Origin of the sequence: Brevibacillus borstelensis (genome assembly GCF_037834415.1) — a bacterium.
In the GTDB taxonomy this organism is placed as follows: Bacteria; Bacillota; Bacilli; order Brevibacillales; family Brevibacillaceae; genus Brevibacillus; species Brevibacillus borstelensis_A.
Map to the genome: position 1 here is coordinate 206989 of NZ_JAUMSJ010000003.1, position 22253 is coordinate 229241.

Annotated in this window: 23 protein-coding genes; 1 reads left to right on the forward strand and 22 read right to left on the reverse strand. The window is 53.9% G+C overall.

Translation table 11 applies throughout. The features are described 5' to 3' along the window. Positions 1 to 2: 2 nt before the first annotated feature. From Q3F21_RS04595 to spoIIGA, 8 genes are all read right to left on the reverse strand, one after another. Positions 3 to 275: a YggT family protein gene (locus tag Q3F21_RS04595; RefSeq protein ID WP_340250290.1), complete on the reverse strand. Its 273-nt coding sequence runs from the start codon at positions 273 to 275 to the stop codon at positions 3 to 5. Positions 276 to 349: 74 nt separating this feature from the next. After that, positions 350 to 769, reverse strand: coding sequence for a cell division protein SepF (locus Q3F21_RS04600; protein ID WP_340250291.1), 420 nt, complete (start codon positions 767 to 769; stop codon positions 350 to 352). Between the two features lie 27 nt (positions 770 to 796). Then, positions 797 to 1495: a YggS family pyridoxal phosphate-dependent enzyme gene (locus tag Q3F21_RS04605; RefSeq protein ID WP_340250292.1), complete on the reverse strand. Its 699-nt coding sequence runs from the start codon at positions 1493 to 1495 to the stop codon at positions 797 to 799. A gap of 33 nt (positions 1496 to 1528) precedes the next feature. Next, positions 1529 to 2356: a peptidoglycan editing factor PgeF gene (pgeF, locus tag Q3F21_RS04610; protein WP_340250293.1), complete on the reverse strand. Its 828-nt coding sequence runs from the start codon at positions 2354 to 2356 to the stop codon at positions 1529 to 1531. A gap of 129 nt (positions 2357 to 2485) precedes the next feature. Then, positions 2486 to 2770 carry a YlmC/YmxH family sporulation protein gene (locus tag Q3F21_RS04615; protein WP_340250294.1) on the reverse strand — a complete coding sequence of 95 codons (285 nt, stop codon included), beginning with the start codon at positions 2768 to 2770 and terminating at the stop codon, positions 2486 to 2488. Between the two features lie 128 nt (positions 2771 to 2898). Further along, a complete protein-coding gene (gene sigG, locus Q3F21_RS04620) occupies positions 2899 to 3678 on the reverse strand; it encodes an RNA polymerase sporulation sigma factor SigG (protein WP_340250295.1) in 780 nt (259 codons plus the stop codon). 147 nt (positions 3679 to 3825) lie between these two features. Then, complete coding sequence (sigE, locus tag Q3F21_RS04625) at positions 3826 to 4548, reverse strand: RNA polymerase sporulation sigma factor SigE (protein ID WP_340250296.1); 723 nt, start codon at positions 4546 to 4548, stop codon at positions 3826 to 3828. A 5-nt stretch (positions 4549 to 4553) separates the two neighbouring features. Then, a complete protein-coding gene (gene spoIIGA / locus Q3F21_RS04630; protein WP_340250297.1) occupies positions 4554 to 5516 on the reverse strand; it encodes a sigma-E processing peptidase SpoIIGA in 963 nt (320 codons plus the stop codon). Positions 5517 to 5772: 256 nt separating this feature from the next. On the opposite strand from spoIIGA, the gene Q3F21_RS04635 reads away from it, so the two are divergent. Then, positions 5773 to 6126 carry a YmaF family protein gene (locus tag Q3F21_RS04635; protein WP_340250298.1) on the forward strand — a complete coding sequence of 118 codons (354 nt, stop codon included), beginning with the start codon at positions 5773 to 5775 and terminating at the stop codon, positions 6124 to 6126. An 86-nt stretch (positions 6127 to 6212) separates the two neighbouring features. On the opposite strand, the gene ftsZ is transcribed toward Q3F21_RS04635, so the two are convergent. The 14 genes from ftsZ to Q3F21_RS04705 all read right to left on the reverse strand — a co-directional run bounded on the left by ftsZ (position 6213) and on the right by Q3F21_RS04705 (position 22241). After that, on the reverse strand, positions 6213 to 7358 hold the full coding sequence (ftsZ, locus tag Q3F21_RS04640) for a cell division protein FtsZ (RefSeq protein WP_340250299.1): 1146 nt from the start codon (positions 7356 to 7358) through the stop codon (positions 6213 to 6215). A gap of 155 nt (positions 7359 to 7513) precedes the next feature. Continuing rightward, a complete protein-coding gene (ftsA, locus tag Q3F21_RS04645) occupies positions 7514 to 8773 on the reverse strand; it encodes a cell division protein FtsA (RefSeq protein ID WP_340250300.1) in 1260 nt (419 codons plus the stop codon). Between the two features lie 145 nt (positions 8774 to 8918). Continuing rightward, positions 8919 to 9266, reverse strand: coding sequence for a small basic family protein (locus Q3F21_RS04650; protein ID WP_003386249.1), 348 nt, complete (start codon positions 9264 to 9266; stop codon positions 8919 to 8921). Between the two features lies 1 nt (position 9267). Then, a complete protein-coding gene (locus tag Q3F21_RS04655) occupies positions 9268 to 10017 on the reverse strand; it encodes a DUF881 domain-containing protein (RefSeq protein ID WP_340250301.1) in 750 nt (249 codons plus the stop codon). 18 nt (positions 10018 to 10035) lie between these two features. After that, positions 10036 to 10746 (reverse strand): DUF881 domain-containing protein, encoded by a 711-nt coding sequence (locus Q3F21_RS04660; protein WP_340250302.1) that lies wholly within the window; start codon positions 10744 to 10746, stop codon positions 10036 to 10038. 44 nt (positions 10747 to 10790) lie between these two features. After that, positions 10791 to 11564, reverse strand: coding sequence for a cell division protein FtsQ/DivIB (locus tag Q3F21_RS04665; RefSeq protein WP_340250303.1), 774 nt, complete (start codon positions 11562 to 11564; stop codon positions 10791 to 10793). 184 nt (positions 11565 to 11748) lie between these two features. Further along, a complete protein-coding gene (gene murA, locus Q3F21_RS04670; protein ID WP_340250304.1) occupies positions 11749 to 13005 on the reverse strand; it encodes a UDP-N-acetylglucosamine 1-carboxyvinyltransferase in 1257 nt (418 codons plus the stop codon). A 15-nt stretch (positions 13006 to 13020) separates the two neighbouring features. Then, complete coding sequence (gene murB / locus Q3F21_RS04675; RefSeq protein ID WP_340250305.1) at positions 13021 to 13926, reverse strand: UDP-N-acetylmuramate dehydrogenase; 906 nt, start codon at positions 13924 to 13926, stop codon at positions 13021 to 13023. 110 nt (positions 13927 to 14036) lie between these two features. Continuing rightward, the gene (gene murG / locus Q3F21_RS04680) at positions 14037 to 15134 is read right to left on the reverse strand and encodes an undecaprenyldiphospho-muramoylpentapeptide beta-N-acetylglucosaminyltransferase (RefSeq protein WP_340250306.1); all 1098 of its coding nucleotides are present in this window, start codon (positions 15132 to 15134) and stop codon (positions 14037 to 14039) included. A 37-nt stretch (positions 15135 to 15171) separates the two neighbouring features. Continuing rightward, entirely contained in the window at positions 15172 to 16266 is a 1095-nt protein-coding gene (gene spoVE / locus Q3F21_RS04685; RefSeq protein ID WP_340250307.1) for a stage V sporulation protein E, read from the reverse strand. A gap of 75 nt (positions 16267 to 16341) precedes the next feature. Next, complete coding sequence (gene murD, locus Q3F21_RS04690) at positions 16342 to 17706, reverse strand: UDP-N-acetylmuramoyl-L-alanine--D-glutamate ligase (RefSeq protein WP_340250308.1); 1365 nt, start codon at positions 17704 to 17706, stop codon at positions 16342 to 16344. Further along, positions 17703 to 18674 (reverse strand): phospho-N-acetylmuramoyl-pentapeptide-transferase, encoded by a 972-nt coding sequence (gene mraY, locus Q3F21_RS04695; protein WP_003386259.1) that lies wholly within the window; start codon positions 18672 to 18674, stop codon positions 17703 to 17705. The genes murD and mraY overlap by 4 nt, the downstream gene beginning before the upstream one ends. A gap of 43 nt (positions 18675 to 18717) precedes the next feature. Continuing rightward, on the reverse strand, positions 18718 to 20196 hold the full coding sequence (locus tag Q3F21_RS04700; RefSeq protein ID WP_340250309.1) for a UDP-N-acetylmuramoyl-L-alanyl-D-glutamate--2,6-diaminopimelate ligase: 1479 nt from the start codon (positions 20194 to 20196) through the stop codon (positions 18718 to 18720). Positions 20197 to 20315: 119 nt separating this feature from the next. Next, positions 20316 to 22241, reverse strand: a complete 1926-nt coding sequence (locus Q3F21_RS04705) for a stage V sporulation protein D (RefSeq protein WP_340250310.1) — start codon at positions 22239 to 22241, stop codon at positions 20316 to 20318. Positions 22242 to 22253: the final 12 nt, after the last annotated feature.

The following is a 22253-nucleotide window of genomic DNA, read 5'->3' on the forward strand; positions in this document are numbered from 1 at the left end:
TCCTACATATACATCAGTTTGATGAGGATCGCCCGCAACCCGCTATGGGCAAAATTCAGCGCAATCAAAGCCACGATCGGAGAAATGTCGATGAAGCCGAGCGTTGGAATGAATCGGCGGAACGGAGCCAGGTACGGTTCCACCAGCCTCTCCAGCAGCTGGCCGATTCCCGTTTCTCTCATCTGCGGCACCCAGGACATGAGGACATAAGCGATCACCATAAACTGGTATACCGTAAAGGCAAAATCAATAATCGTAAACAAAATGGTTGTCATTCACTCACCCTTTTTATCCTGTTCAAAATAGCAAGCTTCACGTTACCGATTGGGAAGGATTGCCGAACAGTCTTTTATTCTTCCACCACGCTGGAAATGGTACCCTGAATGTCAACGTGATCGGGCGTGCAAACAAAAATGTAGTCTCCTACCTTTTGAATATCGCCGTTCAGCGCATATACGGTGCCGCTGAGAAAGTCGATAATCCGTTTTGCTTGCTCCTTTTCCACCCGTTGCAGATTTACCACGACTGGTCGGCGGTGGCGCAGATTGTCGGCGATATCCTGAGCATCGCTGTATTGGCGGGGTTCGCAGAGGATCAAACGGATTCCCTCCTTCTCCCGTGTCTGAAAAGGAACGACATTGTTCATGCGCGATGCTTGCTGTCGTCTGGCAATAGGCTCCTGCTCTTCGCGTTCCTCTACTACCGTCTCTTCGAAGTATTCCTCGTCTTCCAATCCCAAAAATCCCTTGATTTTATTCATAACGCTCATAGCAATCCTCCCCTCGCGAATGGTCGATTAGTCCGGCTTGACCAGTACAGAACCCAGCCGAATATATGTAGCTCCCTCTTCAATCGCTACTTCAAAGTCGTTGGACATGCCCATCGACAGCTCTGTAATTTCCGCGTGCGGAAACTTCCATTCATTGATCCGCTCTTGCCATTCTCGCAGACCTTTAAATACAGGCCGGGCCTCTTCCGGATTTTCGACATGAGGCGCCATGGTCATCAATCCCGCGATCCTTATATGTTTCATATTACTGGTTTCGCGCAAAAAAGCCAATACGTCATTGGGACTAAGGCCAAATTTTGTTTCTTCTCCGGAAATATTTACCTGCAGAAAGCAGGGAACGACATGATTCAACGCTTCTCCCCGCTTGTCGATTTCCCGGGCAAGCGACAGGCGATCCAGAGAATGAATATACGCAAATCGTCCGACGACCTCTTTGACCTTGTTCGTTTGCAGGTGACCGATAAAATGCCAAACTGCGCGATCTCCCCACTGTTCATATTTGGGCATGGCATCCTGAACCCTGTTTTCTCCGATGTGCTCTACGCCGACCTGGAGCAAATCGCCGATCGTGTCGCTGTCCACATATTTCGTAACCGCGACGATTTTCACGTCGCCGCGGTCGCGTCCGGAGCGGCTGCAGGCAGCCGCTATTCTCTCTTCGATCCGACCCAATCTTTCTTTCAGCAATTCCTGTTCGCTCGTCATTTTTTCTACTTCCTTTCCAAACAAAACTCTATTTCACACGATCCGCCATCCGATAAAGGAGGCCATCCTTCCCGTTTTCCCTGTACGTCCCGCTTCCCTCCGGTGCGAGAAGAACAGGTCGGTACGGCAGCTCGTACACCACTGCGTTCGAATTATGTTTTCGGGCACTATTCCGCATTCCGTCAAAATCTCCTGATTGAGCGTAGGCAAATCCAGCATATAGTGTCCATTTTCTCGACTCTCTACGGCGTTCTCCCAATTTTGGGCAGACGCCCGCACTTGCTCGATGATCCGTTCATCAACCTCGTAGCAGCGCCCGCATATGGCCGGACCGATCGCGACCTTCACGGTTTCCGCCTTTGTTCCATAGTGTCGCCCAAAAGAACGCACCATTTCCTCGGCAATGCGCGAAACGGTCCCTTTCCAGCCGGCATGGGCAAGCCCGATCGCTCCGGTCTTTTGATCAAGAAAGTAAAGAGGCACGCAATCCGCGTAGAAAGATGTGAGCAAGATTCCTCGTTTATTTGTAAACAAGCCGTCCGTTTCGTCAATGACGTCTTCGAGACTCTCTCTGCCTGCGCCTCCAGCAGCCACCTCGCACACCTTGCTGCCATGAACCTGGTCTGCACAGGTCCATGCTTCGAAGGTCATGCCCAGCTCCTCGGCAAGCCGCTTTCTGTTGGCTATCACGTGGGACGAGCTGTCGCCGACATGCAGCCCCATGTTAAACGATCCGTAAGGCTGCTCGCTCACTCCGCCGGAACGAGTGGTAAAGCCCGCTACAAGCCCGGGAAACGCGTCTTCCCACTCCTTCAGCCGAAGTCCTGCTTTCCCTGTATGTCCAACAAATGGTTCGCTCATGCCGCCACCTCTTCCTTCGTGATAAAACCGTCGAAAAACCCTGGTTTGTCCATTCGCGCGCTGGACTCTCTTTTCTATGGCTAATCATACCATAGCCCAAAAGAAAAGAAAGGCTCTCTTTACGCCTTTCTACGAGCGGTATTCATCCTCGGGGCTGCTCTTGACGTCTACGCGAAGCGTCTCCTCTACTCTCACAAGCACAACGTCTTTCCCGATTTTCACAATGTTGCGCCAAGGGATGACATAATCATTGCCCGATGAAAAAAAACCGAGAAATTTACCCGGTCCGGGGACGACGATGGCCTCTACCCTCCCGTGGCGAAGGTCTATTTCCAGGTCGGATATTTGTCCAAGCCGCTTGCCGTCCAAGATGTTGACAACTTCTTTGGTCTGGAAATCGGAAATCTTGACCATCTGCTCCTCACCTACTTTTCTCCCCTTCCCTTTCATTATATGAGCAGGCGGGCGATTATGTCCGAAATCCGGCGCAAAAGAAAAAGCCCCGCAGTGCCGCTCCGCAGGGCTTGGACAAACTGATCAGGTTACGATTGCACGTGTTTTTGCATGTGGGCGATCGCCGCTTTTTCCAGACGGGAGACTTGTGCCTGGGAGATGCCGATTTCCTCGGCTACCTCCATCTGTGTCTTCCCTTCATAAAACCTCATCGAGAGAATCATTTTTTCCCTCTCGCCTAATCGCTGCATCCCCTCGCGAAGCGCAATTTCCTCTACCCAGATGACGTCCTTGTTCTTCTCGTCGCTGATCTGATCCATCACATAGATCGGATCGCCGCCGTCCTGATAAATCGGTTCAAACAGGGAAACCGGGTCCTGGATGGCATCCAGCGCGAATACGACGTCTTCCTTTGGAACATTGAGTTCCTCGGAAATTTCCATAATGGTGGGCTCTCGCGAATGCTTGTTGGTCAGGTTGTCCCGCACTTGCAGCGCTTTGTAGGCGATATCCCGCAAAGACCGTGAAACGCGAATCGGGTTGTTGTCCCTCAGGTAGCGGCGGATTTCCCCAATGATCATGGGCACGGCATAGGTGGAAAACTTCACGTTCTGCCCGAGATCAAAGTTGTCGATGGCCTTCATCAGCCCAATGCACCCTACCTGAAACAGGTCGTCAACATACTCTCCGCGGTTGTTGAATCGCTGAATGACGCTCAGCACCAATCGCAGATTGCCGTTGACCAGCTTTTCCCGCGCTGGCAGTTCCCCGCCCTGCAAGCGTTCGAACAGCTCCCGCATTTCCTTGTTGGTCAGCACGGGAAGCTTAGAGGTATCTACCCCGCATATCTCTACTTTATTGCGCGTCACGTCTTTCCCTCCTCGAAGCAAGAAAAAAGTTCCTAACCCGGTTGTCTTGAAAGGCCGCGTTCTGACGCGTACCCGGACGAGAGAGTGGCGGGACCACTTTCTGGCACGGTTTAGGAACAGTATCTCCCTCGATTGGGAAAATATGCGTTACACCATTTTGTTGAATTCTTTTCGCAACCGTTTTATAATTCGCTTTTCCAGACGGGAAATATAGGACTGCGAAATGCCGAGCAGATCGGCAACATCCTTCTGAGTCTTTTCCTCACCGCCTGTGAGACCGAAACGCAGCTCCATGATGACGCGCTCACGCTCGGTCAGCTTGTCGAGCGCTTTTTTCAACAGCTTGCGGTCCACCTGGTCCTCGATATTCTTGTAAATGGTGTCGTTTTCGGTGCCGAGGACATCCGACAGCAGCAGCTCGTTGCCGTCCCAATCGATATTCAGCGGTTCGTCGAAGGAAACCTCTGACCTGATCTTATTGTTCCGGCGCAGGTACATTAAAATTTCGTTTTCGATACAGCGCGAGGCGTAGGTGGCCAGTTTGATATTTTTTTCGGGATCAAAGGTGTTCACTGCCTTGATCAGCCCGATGGTGCCGATGCTGACCAGATCCTCGATGTTGATCCCGGTATTTTCAAATTTGCGTGCAATGTAGACAACCAGCCTCAGGTTTCTCTCAATCAGCATGCCCCTCACCGCAGGATCGCCGGAAGGCAATCTGCCGAGCAGTATCTCTTCCTCTTCTCTGGTCAGCGGCGGAGGAAGGGCCTCGCTTCCACCGATGTAGTAAATCTCCTCGGCTCGTGCACCAGTCCACAGCAGGAAACGGTACCAGAGTAATTGTAGTTGTAGGCGAAGTTTTACATACATTTTCGTTAGCCCTCCTGTTCGCGTACTGCGTATTCTTCTTGGAAAGGGGTCTCTATCAACGCGGGATGTACGATGGCCTGGTATTGTCCGTCTGCAGCCAAAGGAATCGGGTTGAGACCTACCAGCACTTTCTCGGTAACGCAGCGGTTGCCGTCTTGTACGATCAGCACTTCGTCTGGTTTAAGCGCGATCAGAAAGCTCATCCCGCTGGAAACGCTGCGATACGGCACGAGCCTTACACGCGACTGCCACAAAAGAGGCAGCTCTGCCCACACCCCGTCCATCTGCTCGACAGCTCCTTCGCTCTTTTCAATCAGTTTCACCAGCGCTTCGGGCAGGATGTGGGCAAACAGACTGCTCTCCAAAATCATTACTGGCGTTCGGGTAATCGGCTCATGCAGTTGGTTTCCTGTATCGACCAGTCCTTTGCACAGGACGGTTTCTCCGGCGAGCGTCACCCTGACTTCTGCGAGAAAAGCTTCAATTCGTCGCGGCTGCGAAATGGCCCCGTAGCTTTGTCTGCTCAGGAAGAAAACGAGGGCAAAACCAGCCAAAAGAATTCCCAGTGTGGGGGTAAAGCCGACGCCGAAGCCGTCATTGTGGACAGTGACCAGGCCATTTACGACCTCGCTTTGTGTCGAGAGAAAATACTGGAGTCCAAGCACTCCTCCGCCGAAGACAAAAGCCACGAAATAGAAGATGATGACATTATGCAAAAATCCGAGCAGCCTTCTTCGGCCAAAGGCAATCCACAGCATGATGACGGAAAACAGCAATTTTACGGCCCATTGATACATAGGCGCAAAAGCTGGAAAGAAAAAGAAGGCCAGATAGGTTGACCCAAACAAAGATGCCAGAAAAATCCTCCGCCACCGCACCCGCTCTTTGCGAAAATATGCCGTAAACCAAAGCAGCAAGGTATCAATGGCAAAGTTGAGGAGTAGAATGATATCGAGATAGACGATCACTCCGTTATCACCCCCGATCCCGAAAAGACCAGGCCGCTCCCGGCCTCCCCGGAGGGTCGACCCTATCTCTGCCGGTTAACCCTACCGACCAAGGCCAGTATATATCAATGTGTATGTAAAGTCTGTCAATTCTTGACCGTGTTTTTTCGGATTTTTTGTAGAAGAATTTGGGTCCTCTGGGCGAACTCCCGGTTTCCGAAACGGCTCTGTCTGCATCTGATGTAAAAAACCCATCAGAAAGGCAGGGTGCTTTCTATTGAGCAGAAAAAACAAGCAGCCCCACAGCCATGACATCGAGTTTGTCCGTTTTGCCGATATCCCAGGCCATATCCACTTTTATTCTACACGGACGAGTGTAAACGACCGTCATCGTCATCAAGTCCGAGGCCGAACCTCACCGCCCTATCAAGGCGCCGGGAGAGGACATCTACACTACTACGAGGGGGTCACTTCCTACGATGACGGACATGTGCACCGATTCGGCGGATGGACCGGTCCTCCAATCCCGCTTCCCGGCGGGGGGCATTACCACGATTTTTCCGGAGTGACGACTTTTGACGACGGACATTCCCATTCGTATCGAGGGAGAACCGGAGAAGGCTATCTCTAACCCGCGCCCGCGCAAGCACAAAAAAACCTTGCTCCGTAATGGAACAAGGTTTTCGAGCATATCCCTATTTTTTGACAACACACGAACTACTTTTTGTTGCGACGGCGGTTGCGGAGGAAGGCAGGGATGTCCAGGTTGTCCAAATTGCTCATCGAGAAGAAGGACTTTTCTTCTTCCTCCTCCTTCGCCCGGCTCGATCCCGTGTTGGAGATAGGCGTCGGACGATTGCCGGTCTGAACAGGCTGCTGCACCCGGCGTTGCCCCCCGCTTTGGCGCTGGAAGTCCTCAAAGCCTGTAGCGATAACTGTAACGACGATTTCGTTTTTCAAATCCTCATTGATGACTGCACCGAAAATCATGTTTACATCCGGGTCAGCTGCGGACGAAACGATGTCAGCTGCTTCGTTTACCTCATACAAGCTAAGGTTGGTGCCTCCGGTGATGTTCATCAGAACCCCGCGGGCACCGTCAATGGACGATTCCAACAGCGGGCTGGAAATCGCGCGGCGCGCTGCCTCTGCCGCCCTGTTTTCGCCACTGCCCTCGCCGATCCCCATCAATGCGGAGCCGCGTTCGGTCATAATCGTTTTAACGTCAGCAAAATCCAGGTTGATCAAACCTGGAGTGGCAATCAAGTCAGATATCCCTTGCACACCTTGACGCAGGATGTTGTCCGCTTCGCGGAACGCCTCCAGCATCGGGGTGTTTTTATCCACGATTTCCAGCAAGCGGTCATTTGGAATGACGATCAGCGTATCGACTTTTTCTTTTAGCGCGGCGATCCCTTGCTCGCCTTGCATGGAGCGCTTCCGGCCCTCAAAGGAAAACGGGCGAGTCACGACTCCGACCGTCAGAGCGCCGAGTTCTTTTGCAATTTCCGCCACAACCGGCGCAGCACCTGTACCCGTGCCGCCGCCCATTCCTGCCGTCACGAACACCATGTCCGCCCCGCGCAGGGCTTGTTCGATCAAATCGCTGCTTTCTTCCGCAGCTTTTTTGCCGATTTCCGGATTGGCTCCTGCACCCAATCCGCGAGTCAATTTTTCTCCGATCTGCAGCTTGATATCAGCACTGGAGAGTTGCAAAGCTTGCGCGTCAGTGTTCAGAGTGATGAACTCTACTCCTCTTAAACCTCCGGCAATCATACGGTTTACCGCGTTGCTACCGCCACCGCCGCAACCAATCACTTTAATTCGCGCATAGGATTCCATGTCCATATCAAATTCCAGCATCTTGCTAGTCCTCCCCAATTCAACATGAGAAAAGCTTCTGTGTGGTGAAGCCGGTTGGTTGTGCGGTTCACTGCCCGCAAATACATATTCCACGCGGGCAATGTTCGTAAACATCAGCCGATTCACCGTATTCGGAGTCTTGAGGTTTCAGGCGGTTATATAAACTCGCTGAACCAGTTTTTCACTTTTTCCATCAAGCCGCCGCCTTCCTTCGGCTTGGAGGCCGACGATGCAGGCTTCGGCCCGCCTTTAAACGACGGAGGGGCCGTGCGTACGCTGCGACGCTCTATCTGGTGCAAGGCGTACTGGATCAAACCCACGCCCGTCGTATAGGCAGGGTCTCGTACCCCGATATAATCAGGAATCGCGACGCGCACCGGCGCATCCAACTCTTCTTTTGCCAACTCCAGCATGCCTGGCATCGCTACCGTGCCGCCAGTCAATACGTATCCGCCGGCAACTTCATCATGGAAACCCAGCTTGTAGACCGCATCTTCCACGAGGTTGAAAATCTCCGCTGCGCGCGGCTCAATAATATTGGCCAAATCCACCTGAGTAAACTGTTTCTCCACATCACTGCCAATACGGGTTACCTTGAATTTTACATCCTCAGACGCTTCGTCAATCAGGGCACAACCATTTTTCGTTTTGACTCGCTCAGCTACATCCGAATGGGTCCGAAGTCCTAAAGCGATGTCGTTTGTAATATGGTCGCCCCCGATGCCAATTACCGTCGTTGCTGCAAGTTTTCCCTGCTCAAACACGCCGATTGTGGTAGAGCCTGCACCGATGTCAACCAGAACGACGCCCATGTTTTTGTCATCCTTGGAGAGAGCCACCGTGCTGGAGGCTAGCGGCTGGAGAAAAATGCCAGCTACACGAAGATTTGTCCGCTCCGTGCAACGAACGATATTATGTACGACAGTTTTGGACCCTGTGACAATCGTTCCTTCCATTTCCAGACGGACACCGATCATGCCTCTCGGGTCCTTTATGCTGCCTTGCCCGTCTACAATGTACTCTTTCGGCACGACCTCAATGATCTCCCGGTCAGGCGGTATGGCAACAACCTTTGCTGCCTGAATGACTCGCTGGATGTCTTCATCTCGTATTTCACGGTCTTCGCTTGATACAGCGACAACCCCTTGGGTTTCATGCAGCTCAATGTGGTTTCCTGTGATACCGACGTACACTTCGTCAATCGATACCCCGACCATGCGTTCGGCATGGTCAACAGCTTCCCGGATGGCATGCACGGTTTGGTCGATGTCGACGATCACACCCTTTTTAATGCCTTCCGAGTGTGCCTGTCCGACTCCGATGATGTTGATGGAACCGTTATTTACCTCGCCGATCATGACGCGTACTTTTGAAGTTCCAATATCTAGGCTGACGATGAGTTCATTGCTTACCAAACCTGTGACACCTCCCTTGCTACGTCTTTAGTCATCGTAAAGTGAATACATCTGCGTAATTTATTCAACACAGGACTACCATTCCCTTTTTTTGATCACGAATTTTTGTGAAAATATGACCTTCTTCCCAATTTAGGGCGATTCCCTACTCCTGCTGGTTAATCCAACGGGAGAGGACTATCCGCCGAATCACCGCCAAATTGTTAAACAAACGCACGCCGAAAGCAACAATCGCGGCAAGGTAGAGGTCGATGCCGAGAAAGCCCCCGATAAATGCCAGTCCGGCCGCAAACAGCGTGTTGAAGAAAAAGCCGGACATAAACACTCTTACATTGAACGTGCGTTCCAGATAGGAACGGATCCCCCCGAAAATCGTGTCCAGACCGGCCAGAAGGGCGATGGACAGATAGCTGCTGTATTCTTGAGGCACTCGCCAATCCAGCATAAATCCGACCGCGATGCCAACGATGAGTCCGATAAGCGGGAGCCACATGTCAGGATTCTCCTTTTTCTTTCACAGGTTTCATGTATTGAATGGGGCGCTGTTCGCGATTAGCCGGAATGATCAGCTTGTCCCGCTTTTCTGCAAGTATCTCCTTGTTGGCCAGTCGAAAGTTTTCTTCTACTCCTTCCAGCTTCAGCGCCGAGAGCAGCACGTCCGGTTCCCCCAACGCTTTCAGCTCGTAAGGCGGCTGAATCGTTCTGGTATCGATTTGAATGGCGTTGCCGACATAGCGGATCGGAGTCGTTGCGACCATCCGGTGGCCGTTGATGGAAATGGCCTGAGAACCATTGGCAAAGAGAATGTTGACGAGCCATCTAAGGTCCTCATCGTCAAGCGTGTAACCTCCGATCACCGGCTCGGTCATCCCTCCGTCAAGGCCCGCTTCGGCAGTAGTCACCGGGGCATCGACCACCCGCAGGATGATCCCCTTACCTTCGACACTGACCAATCCCGCCATTTTTCGATTCCTCGCCAATTCTTCCTTCATGACAGAAAGACTCTCATCCTCGTTGAGTGCAGTCTCGTACTGATAGTACAGCTGATTGTATTTGGAGATGTCGGCCAGAAGACTTTTGTGCTTCTCCAGTTCTTTTTGAAGCGACGTTCGCAGTTCGGCAATGCTCCGCGATTCCTTGTGTGCCGGATGAAGGCTGCTTCTGAGCTGAACGGTCAACATAACCCCTATAATAGCACTAATAATGGCAAGAATAAATGTGATTTTACGGCTTTTTTGCAACATGAGAAACGCTTCCTTCACCTAGGAATGTTTGGTCTTTGCGTCACCTACATAAGCTGGCAGTTTGAGCTTTTCTTTTTTGGCCACTTCGATCTGCACAAAGTCTTGCAGCGTCTGGATAACGCCGCCAGGAAGATTAAGGGCGCTCTCCAGCGTGTTAGGCTCTCCGATCGCCGAGATGACGAAAGGAGCCGCCGATTTGATGCCGTTTACAATGATCGTCGGCCCTACGCAGCGGATGGACGAATTGCTCACCAGCCGCTGCCCGTTGATGCTGATCGCTTCCGCCCCGGCGGCACGAAGCTCGTTGACAACCAGCCGGACGTCCTGTTCATGGACGATGTAGTTGGCCACGTCCGTGCTGTTTCCGGCGTTTTGGCTGTCCTGCATGGTGACGACGAGCCCCGGGCCTTCCACCGGCACAACCCCGGCCATCATCCTCGCCGCTTCCAGCTGACTGAGTATGCTGGCGCCCTCCGATTTTCGCTGCGCCATCGCCTCCTCCACCTTTCCGACCTGCCTCTGCAGATCGAGCAGCTGGTTCTCCAGGTGGCGGTTCTGCTCCTTTTCCGCCAAAATGCGCTCGGTTAATTGCGTCTCCTGCTGAAACTGCTGGTCATTCAAGCGTTCCCGCTGCAACAGCTTGGTCGTCTCGACCGATGTTGCCACCAGAAATCCCGTGCAAAAAGTGACAAGAGTGAGGTACAAGTTAAATTTATGACGACGACCCATTTTGCAGCTACCCCTTTTACCCATACTTAAAACGATTGGGGCTATTACCCACCGGCAGGAAGCTGAATGGGCGAGCCAGGATTCGAATACGGTACGAACCATGGCTGCTCAAACAGCGAGAGGACCCCTTTTACCCCTTTTGGCAATTCCTGCACGATTGTCGGATACCAATTCAGCATCGTATCCAGCTTGTATACGACGCTTCTGACCTCGTTCCCATCCCGCATGAACAACGTGACCCTCTGATTGTCATAGAGTGTCGGCGTCAGGGCAATGTCGGAGATTTCGCCCAAAACGGCCGGGGACACCTTGGCGAGCGCTTTCGCCAGGTCGGGAAGCATCTCGGGGTTCGGCCATGAACTGATCAACGGCCTGTCCACCATCCGCTTGGAAAAATCCACCTGCCTCAGCACCTTCCCGTTCTCCAGAAGCGGAGCCCTGCTGCCGTCCTGGCCATTCCAAAACGCTACCCGCCTGTATTCGGTCACATGCAGGCGGATCACGCCGGGAAAGGAGCGTTCCACGGTGATGCCTTTTACCCCTTCCAAAGGCTTGCTTGCTTTTTGCACCTGGCTTTCCCACACATTCAGAAACTGCATGCCGAGCGTCAGGCCGGAATGAGCGATGATCTCTTCGCTTGTATACATGTCGTTTCCATACACCTGAATTTCCTGAACCTTGCTGTACGGCGAGCGTATGAACAAAACGATCAATACAATCAAAAAAAACAGAACGAGCAATACAACCAGCTTACGATTTCCTTTTCGCCGTGGACGCTGCTCTTTAACGTGCGGAATGCGTTCTTCGATTACCGCCATGACTCAACCCTTCCTCACTACGCTAGCGTGTCACGCGCCGAGCACTTGTACGCGGAAATTCCTTCTGAAAGCTTCCCTGCTTCCATCCGGATGAAACCTGTAAAATATTGGAGATGCTATAAATAACTGCCACTTTACAAAACAGGGAAAGCGGCATAGCATATGCCGCTCACTTTCTTCTTGTCTATATCGACACGCGGGAAATGCGGGCACCCAACTGCTGCAGCTGCAGCTCCAGCCGCTCATAGCCACGGTCGATATGATGAACCTGCGATACCGTGGTGGTGCCTTCCGCCGCCAATCCCGCCAGAACAAGTGCGGCACCTGCTCGCAGGTCGCTTGCCTCGACACTCGTACCTGACAGTTTCTTTACGCCGCGGATGATCGCGGAACCCAGGTCGACGTAAATGGAGGCGCCCATTCGCGCCAATTCGTTCACATGTTTGAATCTTCCCTCAAAAATCGTCTCCTTGATTACACTTGTTCCTGTTGCCTGAGCTAAGAACACCATCAGCTGCGCCTGCAAATCGGTCGGGAAACCGGGAAACGGAGAGGTGATAATCCGTTCGTAGGCAAGCGGGCTGCCTGTGCTCTTGATTTCCATTATATCATGGTAGGTCTTGATTTCAACACCACAGCTACGGGCGACCTCAATTACAGCGGTGAGATGCTCGGGGATGGTATTGGTCAGTTCAATGTGTCCCTTCGACACTCCGACCGCCAGGAGATGAGTTCCCGCTACGATCCGATCGGGGATGATGCGATAGCTGACAGAACGCAGTCTGGCGACGCCATTGATCTCGATGGTGTCCGTTCCGGCCCCGCAGATGCGTGCGCCCATGGCGTTCAGGAAGTTTTGCAAATCGACAATTTCCGGTTCCCTGGCGGCATTGCAGATGCGTGTCGTTCCCTTTGCCAACACAGCAGCCATCATGATGTTTTCAGTTGCCCCCACGCTCGGGAATGAGAGAAAGATGTTGGTACCATACAATTGATCTGCTCGAAATGTGATATAGCCCTCTGCTTCTTCGATTTTTGCACCGAGCGCCGTCAAGCCGGCCAGGTGCAGGTCAATCCGCCTCTCCCCGATCAAACAGCCGCCTGGCCGAGAGATCGTCACCTCTCCCAAGCGGGCAAGAAGCGGTCCAGCCAAAAAGATCGAAGAACGCATTTGCCCCATCAGATCATCGGGAACATGCGGCACGGATACGGAAGTCGTATCCAGATGGACGCTTCCCTTCGCATGCTTTGTGCTGGCTCCCAGTGCAGCTAAAATTTCCAGCATCACCTCAATGTCCTTGAGGTGGGGAACATCATAGATATAAAACTGCCCTTCCGCGAGGATTGTCGCAGCGAGGATGGGAAGGGCAGCATTCTTGGCTCCTTGGACCCGAAGCGAACCAGACAGAGGTCTTCCGCCTTCGATCGCAAAAGTATCCAAACTTTCACCTCCGTGTTACCCCTCGCCCACCACCAACACCTCCGGATGCAAATCAACGCCAAACTTTTCTTTGATCGTGCAGCGGATGTGCGTAATCAAGGTGAGGACGTCGGCAGCCGTAGCGCCTCCCCGATTGACGATAAAATTGGCGTGAATCTCGGACACCTGAGCTCCCCCATAGCGAAAGCCTTTCAAGCCGGCAGCCTCGATCAAACGGCCAGCGTGATCTCCCGGAGGATTGCGGAAGACACTTCCGGCACAGGGCATTTGCAACGGCTGCGAATTGCGCCGCCGTTCCTTGTTGGCTGCCAGCGTAGCCGCTATTTCTTTGCGGTCGCCTTGCCGCAGCCCAAAGCGGGCCTCCAGCACAATTCCCTTGCGCCTTTGCAAGAGGGACGTCCGATAGCTGAAGCTCAGTTCTTCGTTGTTCAACACTTTGACTTCACCATCATCAAAGAGGATTTCGGCTTCTTTGATAATACGTGACAAATCCGATCCGTGCGCCCCCGCATTCATGTAGACGGCTCCGCCTACTGTACCAGGAATACCTCCCGCAAACTCCATACCTGTTAATCCCATTTTGCCTGTTTCCACCGCCAGGCGGATCATGGAATATCCGGCACCCACACACACCTCTTCGCCCCTGAATTCGCAGTGACTCAAGCCCTCAGCCACCTTGAGCACGGCTCCGCGCATCCCTCCGTCCCTCACCAGAAGGTTGGAGCCGCGCCCGATAACACTCCAAGGAATATCATGACGATGGATGATTTTCAAGGCTGTCAGCAGCGCTGACTTATCCTTGGGCTGGATTAACAAATCAGCAGGACCCCCAATCCGCCAAGTGGTATGATTGGCGAGAGGTTCATCGGTCCACACTTTTCCAATATCCGCCTGCTTCAATTCATCTGTGATCTGCTTCATTCGTGAACCTCCTGATACACATGCTAGGTCGGACCTAGGCCTTATCACGTGTTTGCTCTATACTATGCGATCGCCCATATTGGCGTGACAGTCGCCCAAAAAAGACGTTTTTACCGTTTCAGCTCCGTGAGCACCTGATAAATTTTCGTCGCTGCGTCAGGCATACCCAGCTTTCGGGAGCACTCCTTCATCTCAGCCCATCTCGCTTCATTTCCCAAAATGGAAGCAAGCGATTCCGACAGCCTCTCACCGTTCAGCTCGCTCTCCAGAATGACGATGGAAGCCCCCTCTTTCTCCAGCCCGCGGGCGTTTTTCTCCTGATGGTTGTTGGTAACGTACGGACTCGGAATCAGGATGGAGGGTACGCCTAATGCTGTCAGCTCAGCGAGGCTGGACGCCCCGGCACGGCCTACCATCAGATGGGCAGCCGCCAGCAGGTCCGGCATATTGTGGACGAAAGGATAGACGGAAAGGTTGCGCGGCTGCCCCCCTTTTTCCCGCAAGGCCGCCGTGATGGAATCGTAATGAATGTCACCGGTTACGTAAACAAAATGGGTACGGGGAAACTCTTCCATGCGCGGCGCAATGGCCAAAGCAGCTTCATTGATCGCTCGCGCCCCGCGGCTTCCGCCAAAGATCAACACGACACGCTTGTCCTCGTCTACCCCGAGAAAAGCTCTGCCCGCCATCGGATCTCCGTGCATCACTTCGGTCGCCCGCGGATTTCCGGTGAGCACAGTCTTGCCAGCGGGAAAAAACGAAAGCGACTCCTCAAACGAGACAGCTACGCGATCGACATAACGGGCCAAAAATTTGTTGGTCAAACCCGGTACGACATTTTGTTCATGAATCACGGTAGGTATCCCGAGACGAGCCGCAGCGTAAACAACCGGGCCGCAGACGTACCCGCCGGTGCCAATCACAACATCGGGCCGGTACTCGCGGAGCATCCGCTTGGATAAGGAGACAGCCTGGATGAATTTCCACAATGTTTTCACGTTGTCGAAAGTCAGCTTCCGTTTGAGACCGGCGATTTCCACCGACTGGAAGGGAATGTCCGTACGCGGAACCAGCTGCGCCTCCAAACCTTTTTTGCTGCCTATGTACAAAAAGGCAGCTTGCGGCTTCTGGCGAGAGATTTCTTTCGCCACCGCAAGCGCCGGATAAATATGTCCACCTGTGCCTCCACCTGTGAGGACTACACGCATAGCAATCACCTTCACCCAAGTTTGCCGTTTTCCCGCTTTATCTGGAAAACCGCGAAATGTTTAACAATACCCCTACCCCTGTCAGCATCAGCGTCAGTGATGAGCCGCCGTAGCTGAGGAAAGGCAGGGTGATTCCGGTAACGGGAAACATGCCGGTGACAACCCCTACGTTGATCACGACCTGAATGGCGATCATGCCGATAATCCCCAGCGCCAGCAGGCTGCCGAACAGATCGGGCGCGGTAATCGCCGTACGCATGCCCCGCCACAGAAGCAGAAGGAACACGAGAAGCACCAGTGTTCCCCCGATAAACCCGAGTTCCTCGGCAATGACCGAGAAAATAAAATCGTTGTAAGGCTCCGGCAGGTAATAGTGCTTTTGCCTGCTCTGTCCAAGCCCCAGGCCGAACAAGCCGCCGGGACCGATCGCGTACAGCGATTGAATGATTTGATAGCCTGTGCCGAGCGGGTCTTGCCAGGGGTCGAGGAACGAAGTGATCCGCTTGATCCGGTAGGGAGCCGACAGAACCAGTCCCACGAAGCCGACGAGACCGATCATGCCCAGACCGACAAAATGGCTGATCCGCGCTCCCGCCGCAAAAATCATCATCACCGCTGTCCCCATCAAAACGGTCCCCGTGCCAAGATCTGGCTGCAGCATGATCAAGCCAAAACAGACGACCGGAATGCCCAGTGCCGGTGCCAGCCCGGCGCGAAACAGCACGATTTGTTTCTGGTTGTCGGACAGCCAGCGCGCCAGGAACGCGACGACGCCCAGCTTGGCAAACTCGCCCGGCTGTATCCCGAATGCCCCAAAGCCAAGCCAGCTTTTTGAACCGTTGACCTCGATCCCGATGAGCAGAACGACGATCAAAAGACCGATGCTGATCATGAAGCCAAGCTTGGCCCACTGCTTCCATACCCAGTAGTCGATATTCATCATCAGATACATCGAGGTGATCCCGAGCAGGGCAAAGATCAGCTGGCGCTTGGCGAAGAAATACGGGTCGTTGAACGGGGCCCTTTGTGCAACGATGGCACTGGCGCTGTACACCATCACGATGCCAATTCCTAATAAAAAAAGTGTTGCAAAAATAATCATGAAATCGGGGGCAGAGCGTACCTTGCTCATCGTGCAAAGTCATTCCTTTCTCACGCCGTCCCGAGATGAATGTCATTTGGCTGTAGGCGGTGCAGGGACAAGGCGTTATGCTAGGCTTGTTTTAAGTCTATGCACAACGTCCTTAAACATGCTCCCCCGCACCTCAAACGACGGAAACATATCCCAACTCGCGCACGCCGGGCTCAGCAGGACAACATCGCCCGGCACGGCTGCCTCGGAAGCGGCAATAACGGCTTTTTCCACAGTATCGACATGGATGAGCCTGTTGATTCCTGCTTCTTTGGCCCTTTCGAGCAAAATAGGCGCTGTCTGGCCGAAGGCAATCACGGCTTTGACGTTCTTTTGGATCACTGGCACGAGCTCGTGAAACGTCACGCCTCTGTCCAGCCCTCCGCAAATCCAGACCGTCGGCTCGGAGAGGGCCTGGAGCGCTCGCGAGGCTGCCTCCGGATTGGTCGCCTTGGAATCATTGTAGTACTTGACTCCCGCTACTGTTCCGACATACTCCATCCGATGCTCCACTCCAGCGAAGCTTGACAGCACCTTGGCTATCGCATCGCTGTCAGCTCCTGCCAGCTTGCCGACCAACGCGGCCGCGAGCGCGTTGTCCAGATGTGCCACAGACAGTTTGTCCAGCGGCAAAATTTCCTCCCGCTCCCCCGCTGCGTCTACGTAGACGATGACCCCGTTGTCTACGCAGACGCCACGGGGAACAGGCCGCTTTTTGCTGAAGTAATAAACAGATGCCCGCAAATCCTCGGCCGCCGGCCAGGCTTCAGGCTGATCGTAAGGCAAAATGGCGATGTCGTCTGACGTCTGGTTGGCAAACAGCCTCCATTTGGCCGCCTTGTACTCGTCCATCGTGCGATGGTAGTCGAGGTGGGCCGGGTAAATATTCATCAGCACCCCGATTTTCGGTTTGAACGCAAGCGTCCCCATCAGCTGGAAGCTGCTCAACTCCGCCACGAGCCACTGATCGGGACGGGCTTGCTCCGCGAGGCCGCACAGAACCGTTCCGATATTGCCCCCCGTAAGAGCGTCGATTCCCGCTTCTTTTAAAATCAATCCGATCAAAGTAGTCGTCGTTGTTTTTCCGTTGGAGCCTGTAATGCCGATGTTCGGCGCCTGCGAAAGCTCATACGCCAGCTCTACTTCCGTGACGACCGGAATACCCAGCTGCAGCGCTTTGGCTACCGGCGCCGCCTCATAGCGGATGCCCGGATTTTTGACGACAAGCGCAACTCCCGGATGGATTAGATCATCCGGATGGCAGCCGCAGATGACCTCGATGCCGAGCGACTCCAGCTCGTCCGCGCCGACCGCTTCCTCGCGCGGCTTTTGATCGTTCACGACGACATGCGCGCCAAAGCGGTGCAGCAGTTTGGCTACCGCTACACCGCTCTTTGCCATGCCCAGTACGACGACGTGCTCTTTTTGGTACTTGTTCATCGCAGGGTCACCACCTCGAGGTAGACGCCCAATCCGGCGAAGAAAATCCCCACCAGCCAGAAGGTGACGACGACCCGCCACTCTGACCAGCCCGTCAATTCAAAGTGATGGTGCAGCGGGCTCATGCGGAAGATGCGCTTTCCTCTCGTTTTGAAAGAAACCACCTGAAGGATCACAGACAAGGTTTCGACGACGAAGACGCCGCCGATGATGGCCAATAACAGTTCCGTTTTGGTCATGATCGCAATGCCTGCCAACGCTCCGCCGAGCGCCAGCGAGCCGGTATCGCCCATGAACACGCGGGCGGGATGAGCGTTGAATACGAGAAATCCGAGAACCGCGCCGACTACAGAGGCGCTGAAAATCGCCGTATCGTAATTCTGGCTGAACCAGGCAATGATCGCATAAGCTCCAAATGCAATCGCTCCTGTTCCTGCCAAGAGTCCGTCCAGTCCGTCTGTAATATTGACGGCATTGGTGGTACCGACCAGCAGGAACAACAGGAACGGGAAGTACAAAACGCCCAGCTCGATATTCCAAGGGGTGCCTGGCAGATGGAGCGAGGTGTCGTGGCCCATCAGGTGCAAAAGATAGTAGGCACCGATAGCTAAAAGGATTTGGCCGGCAAATTTTTGTTTTGCAGTCAGTCCCAAATTTCGCTTTTTGATGATCTTGATGTAGTCATCCAAAAAACCGATCAATCCGTATCCGATCGTTACCAGCATCAGAAAGAGAACTTCGATGGTGGCATTGGCAAATTTGAGCACAGTGAATATGAGTGCCAACAAGATGATGGTCCCCCCCATAGTGGGAGTCCCTGCTTTTTTCTGATGGGATTGTGGTCCTTCCTCCCGTATCGCCTGCCCAAACTTCAAGCGGCGCAGGACGGGGATGAACAGGGGACCGATGAGTACTGCGATGAGAAACGCGGCTACGATCGTGACTAGGAGTACGTTGTCAGCGAACATGCCCGACCCTCCTTTCTCTGATGCTATTCAAAAATATGTGCCTCTATGCTTTCTTCTGCCCTCTGATGGCTTCTTTTGCCACTTCGCGGTCGTCGAAGGGAAGGACTTCACCCTTGATGATCTGGTATGTCTCATGGCCCTTTCCGGCGATCAGAATCACATCGCAGTCTGCGGCAAGGGAAACGGCATGCTCAATCGCTTCCCGTCTGTCCACGATCGCCTTGTAGCGGTCTGCGGCCGTCTCCGTCAGGCCGGCGAGCATGTCGTCGAGGATCGCCTGCGGGTCCTCGGACCGCGGGTTATCTGAAGTTAAGACGGTCAAATCCGCGTACTTCGAAGCAATTTGCGCCATAATCGGGCGCTTTGTTTTATCCCGGTCACCGCCGCAGCCGACGACGCAGAACACTTTTCCTTTGGCAAACTCCCTGATCGTCACGAGTGCGTTTTCCAGACTGTCCGGCGTATGCGAATAGTCGACGAGCACAGCAAAGGGCTGCCCTGCGTCAACGGACTCAAACCGCCCGTTCACGCCTTTCACCGCTTCGAGACTGGCCTTGATGTCTTCCAGCGAAATCCCTTCCGCAAGTCCGACAGCCATTGCCGCGAGCGCATTGTAGACGTTGAATTTGCCCATCAGCTTGAGCGACAGTTTGACAGAGCCCCGAAACGTATGGGCCACAAACGACGTGCCTTTTGTGCTGATCTCAATGTCCGCCGCTCTGACGTCGGCAGGGCTGTCGATTCCGTACGTGATCACTCTGGCCGGAGTGACGGCGGAAAAAAAGCCGGAAGCCTCGTCGTCCGCATTCAGCACGGCTGTTTTCATCCGCTGCGGATCGTATTCGTTGCCCAATTGGGCGAACAAAAGCGACTTGGCATGGCGGTAATTTTCCATCGTCTTGTGGTAATCCAAATGATCCTGCGTCAGGTTGGTAAAGACGGCTGTATGTACATGGCAACCGCGGACGCGTCCCAGCTCCAGCGCGTGGGAAGACGCTTCAATAATGGCGTACTCCGTATCGATATCGCGCATGCGGCGAAAGCTCTCCTGCAGCTCCAGCGCATCCGGCGTGGTGTTTTTCACTTCCTCGGCGACATCGCCGATTCGCATGTGAATGGTGCCGATCAAGCCGGTACGCTTCTTTTGATCAGACAAAATCTTGTCGATCAGATGGGTCGTGGTCGTCTTTCCATTGGTACCCGTCACCGCGATCACCTTCAATTCACGCGTCGGCGACCCGTAAAAGCGGTCAGCCAGCATGGCCATTGCCCGGCGGGTATCAGGAACCCGAACAATGGTTGCTGGCACGTCCACATCTTTTTGGGCCAACACAGCCACGGCTCCCCTTTCCACAGCCTGCGCCGCAAACGTATGTCCATCCACGGTAAAGCCTGACAAGCAGACAAATAAAAAGCCGGGCTTTACTTTGCGTGAATCTGCCGTTATCCCTGTGATTTCGATGCTGTCATCCCCTGTTGCGCTCACAGGCAACAAGGGAGCAAGCAGATCCCGAAGCAGCATAAAACTGGCACCCCATTCTTTCCCTATTATAGACAAAAGCCAGGCAAATTCTACAAAAGCGGAGGGTGAGCACCTGTGTACAAGCCTCTTCCGCTCCGCTCCGAATACTCATTTTATAGCTAATCGCTTGATTTGTCACCAAGGTAGATGCGAATTTTTGAGCCTTCCTCGATTTTCACCCCGGCCGCTGGCGCCTGCTGGATGACGTGCGTGCCTTTGCCTTCGACAACGAGCGGCAGTTGATCATAGGTCGTCACGACCTCCCGCATCGAAAGTCCCACCATCTGGGGAACCTCCAGATAACTCTTGTCCCCGAGCGCCCGGTTTACCTCCCTTTCAATTCCGTCTTTGCGTTTGGGAACACCCAGATGCTGCAGGGAGGACTCGATTATGTTTTTCACGCTCGGCGCGGCGATCAGTCCGCCGAACGCGAGCGCCTTGGGGTTGTCGACCGCGAAATAGACGACGATCTGCGGGTCGTCTGCCGGAGCGAAACCGATAAACGACACGATGTACTCGCCGTTCACGTACCTTCCGTTCCTCACCTTTTGCGCCGTTCCAGTTTTTCCGCCGACGCGGTACCCTTCGATGTACGCGTTCTTCCCCGTTCCTCTGGCGACGACGCTTTCCAGGGCGTAGCGGACTTTTTCCGAGGTCTCGGGAGTGATGACCTGGCGAACCTCCGTCGGCAGCGTCCGCCCGACGATATCGTGGGTGACGCTGTCCCTCCACTCTTTGGCCACGAACGGTTTCATCAGCTTGCCGCCGTTTATCGCCGCCGACACAGCAGCCATCTGCTGGATCGGGGTAACCGAGACGCCCTGCCCGAACGAGGTCGTGCCCAGCTCGACAGGTCCCACCCGCTTTAAGCTAAAAAGCAGGCCGTTCTCTTCTCCAATCAGGTCAATCCCCGTCTTTTGTCCAAATCCAAACTTCTTGATGTACTCAAACAGCCTTTCCTTCTGCAGCCGTTGGCCCATCGTGACAAAACCGGGGTTGCAGGAATTCTCCACGACTTCCAGCATCGTTTCCTGCCCGTGGCCCTGCCGCTTCCAGCAGCGCAGCCGCTTGCCCGCGACCATGATGTAGCCGGGGTCGAAAAAGCTTTCATCGAGCTTGACCTCTCCTTCGTTGAGGGCAGCGGCCAGTGTCACGATCTTAAACGTGGAGCCAGGCTCGTACGTTTTCCAGATCGGCAGGTTGCGGTTGTAAATCTCGCTCGGATAATCCCTGTACTTCTCGGGATTGTAAGTAGGGCGGCTGCCCATGCCGAGAATCTCCCCCGTCTTGGGGTTCATTGCAATCGCGAGCACATCGTCCGGCTGATAGGCGACCACCGCCTGGTCCAGCTCCCGCTCGATGAACGATTGGATACCGCTGTCGATCGTCAGGTACATGTCCATGCCGTCGACAGGGGGCACGTATTCTTCTGTCCCTCCCGGCATCGTCTGGCCAGTCGCGTCGGCCAGATAAGACACATGTCCCTGTTTTCCTTTGAGGAATTCGTCGTAAATCCGCTCCAGCCCGGTCAGGCCCTGGTTGTCGATGCCGGTAAAGCCAAACAGATGCGCCGCCATGGTGCCGTTGGGATAAAAGCGTTTGGAGTCCTCTACCACGACAATTCCCGGCAGGTTCAGCTCCTGGATTTGCCGCGCCTTTTCTTCGGAAATTTTTCTTCCCCCCGGGACGCGGTTAATCTTTTCTCTTTTCATGATGCCCTTGTATACGACGTCTTCCGGCTGCCCCAACAAAACCGCCAGCTGCTTTGCCGTCCCGTGGGGGTCCTTGATCTGGACCGGGATCGCGACGACGGAAGGAACGCTGACGTTGGTCACCAGCTCCTTGCCGTTGCGGTCAAGAATGCGCCCTCGCTTCGGTTCGTATTCGATGTTGCGGTTCCACAGCTTCAGCGCCTTCTCCTGCAGCTCCGGTCCCTTGACCAGCTGTACGTAGCCAAGCCGCGCAATCAAAGCCGTATACAGCACCATTCCGATCACGAGCGCTACGAAAATGCGGCGTCTCACGGTTACATTGGATACCCGCACAGCGAGTCCCCC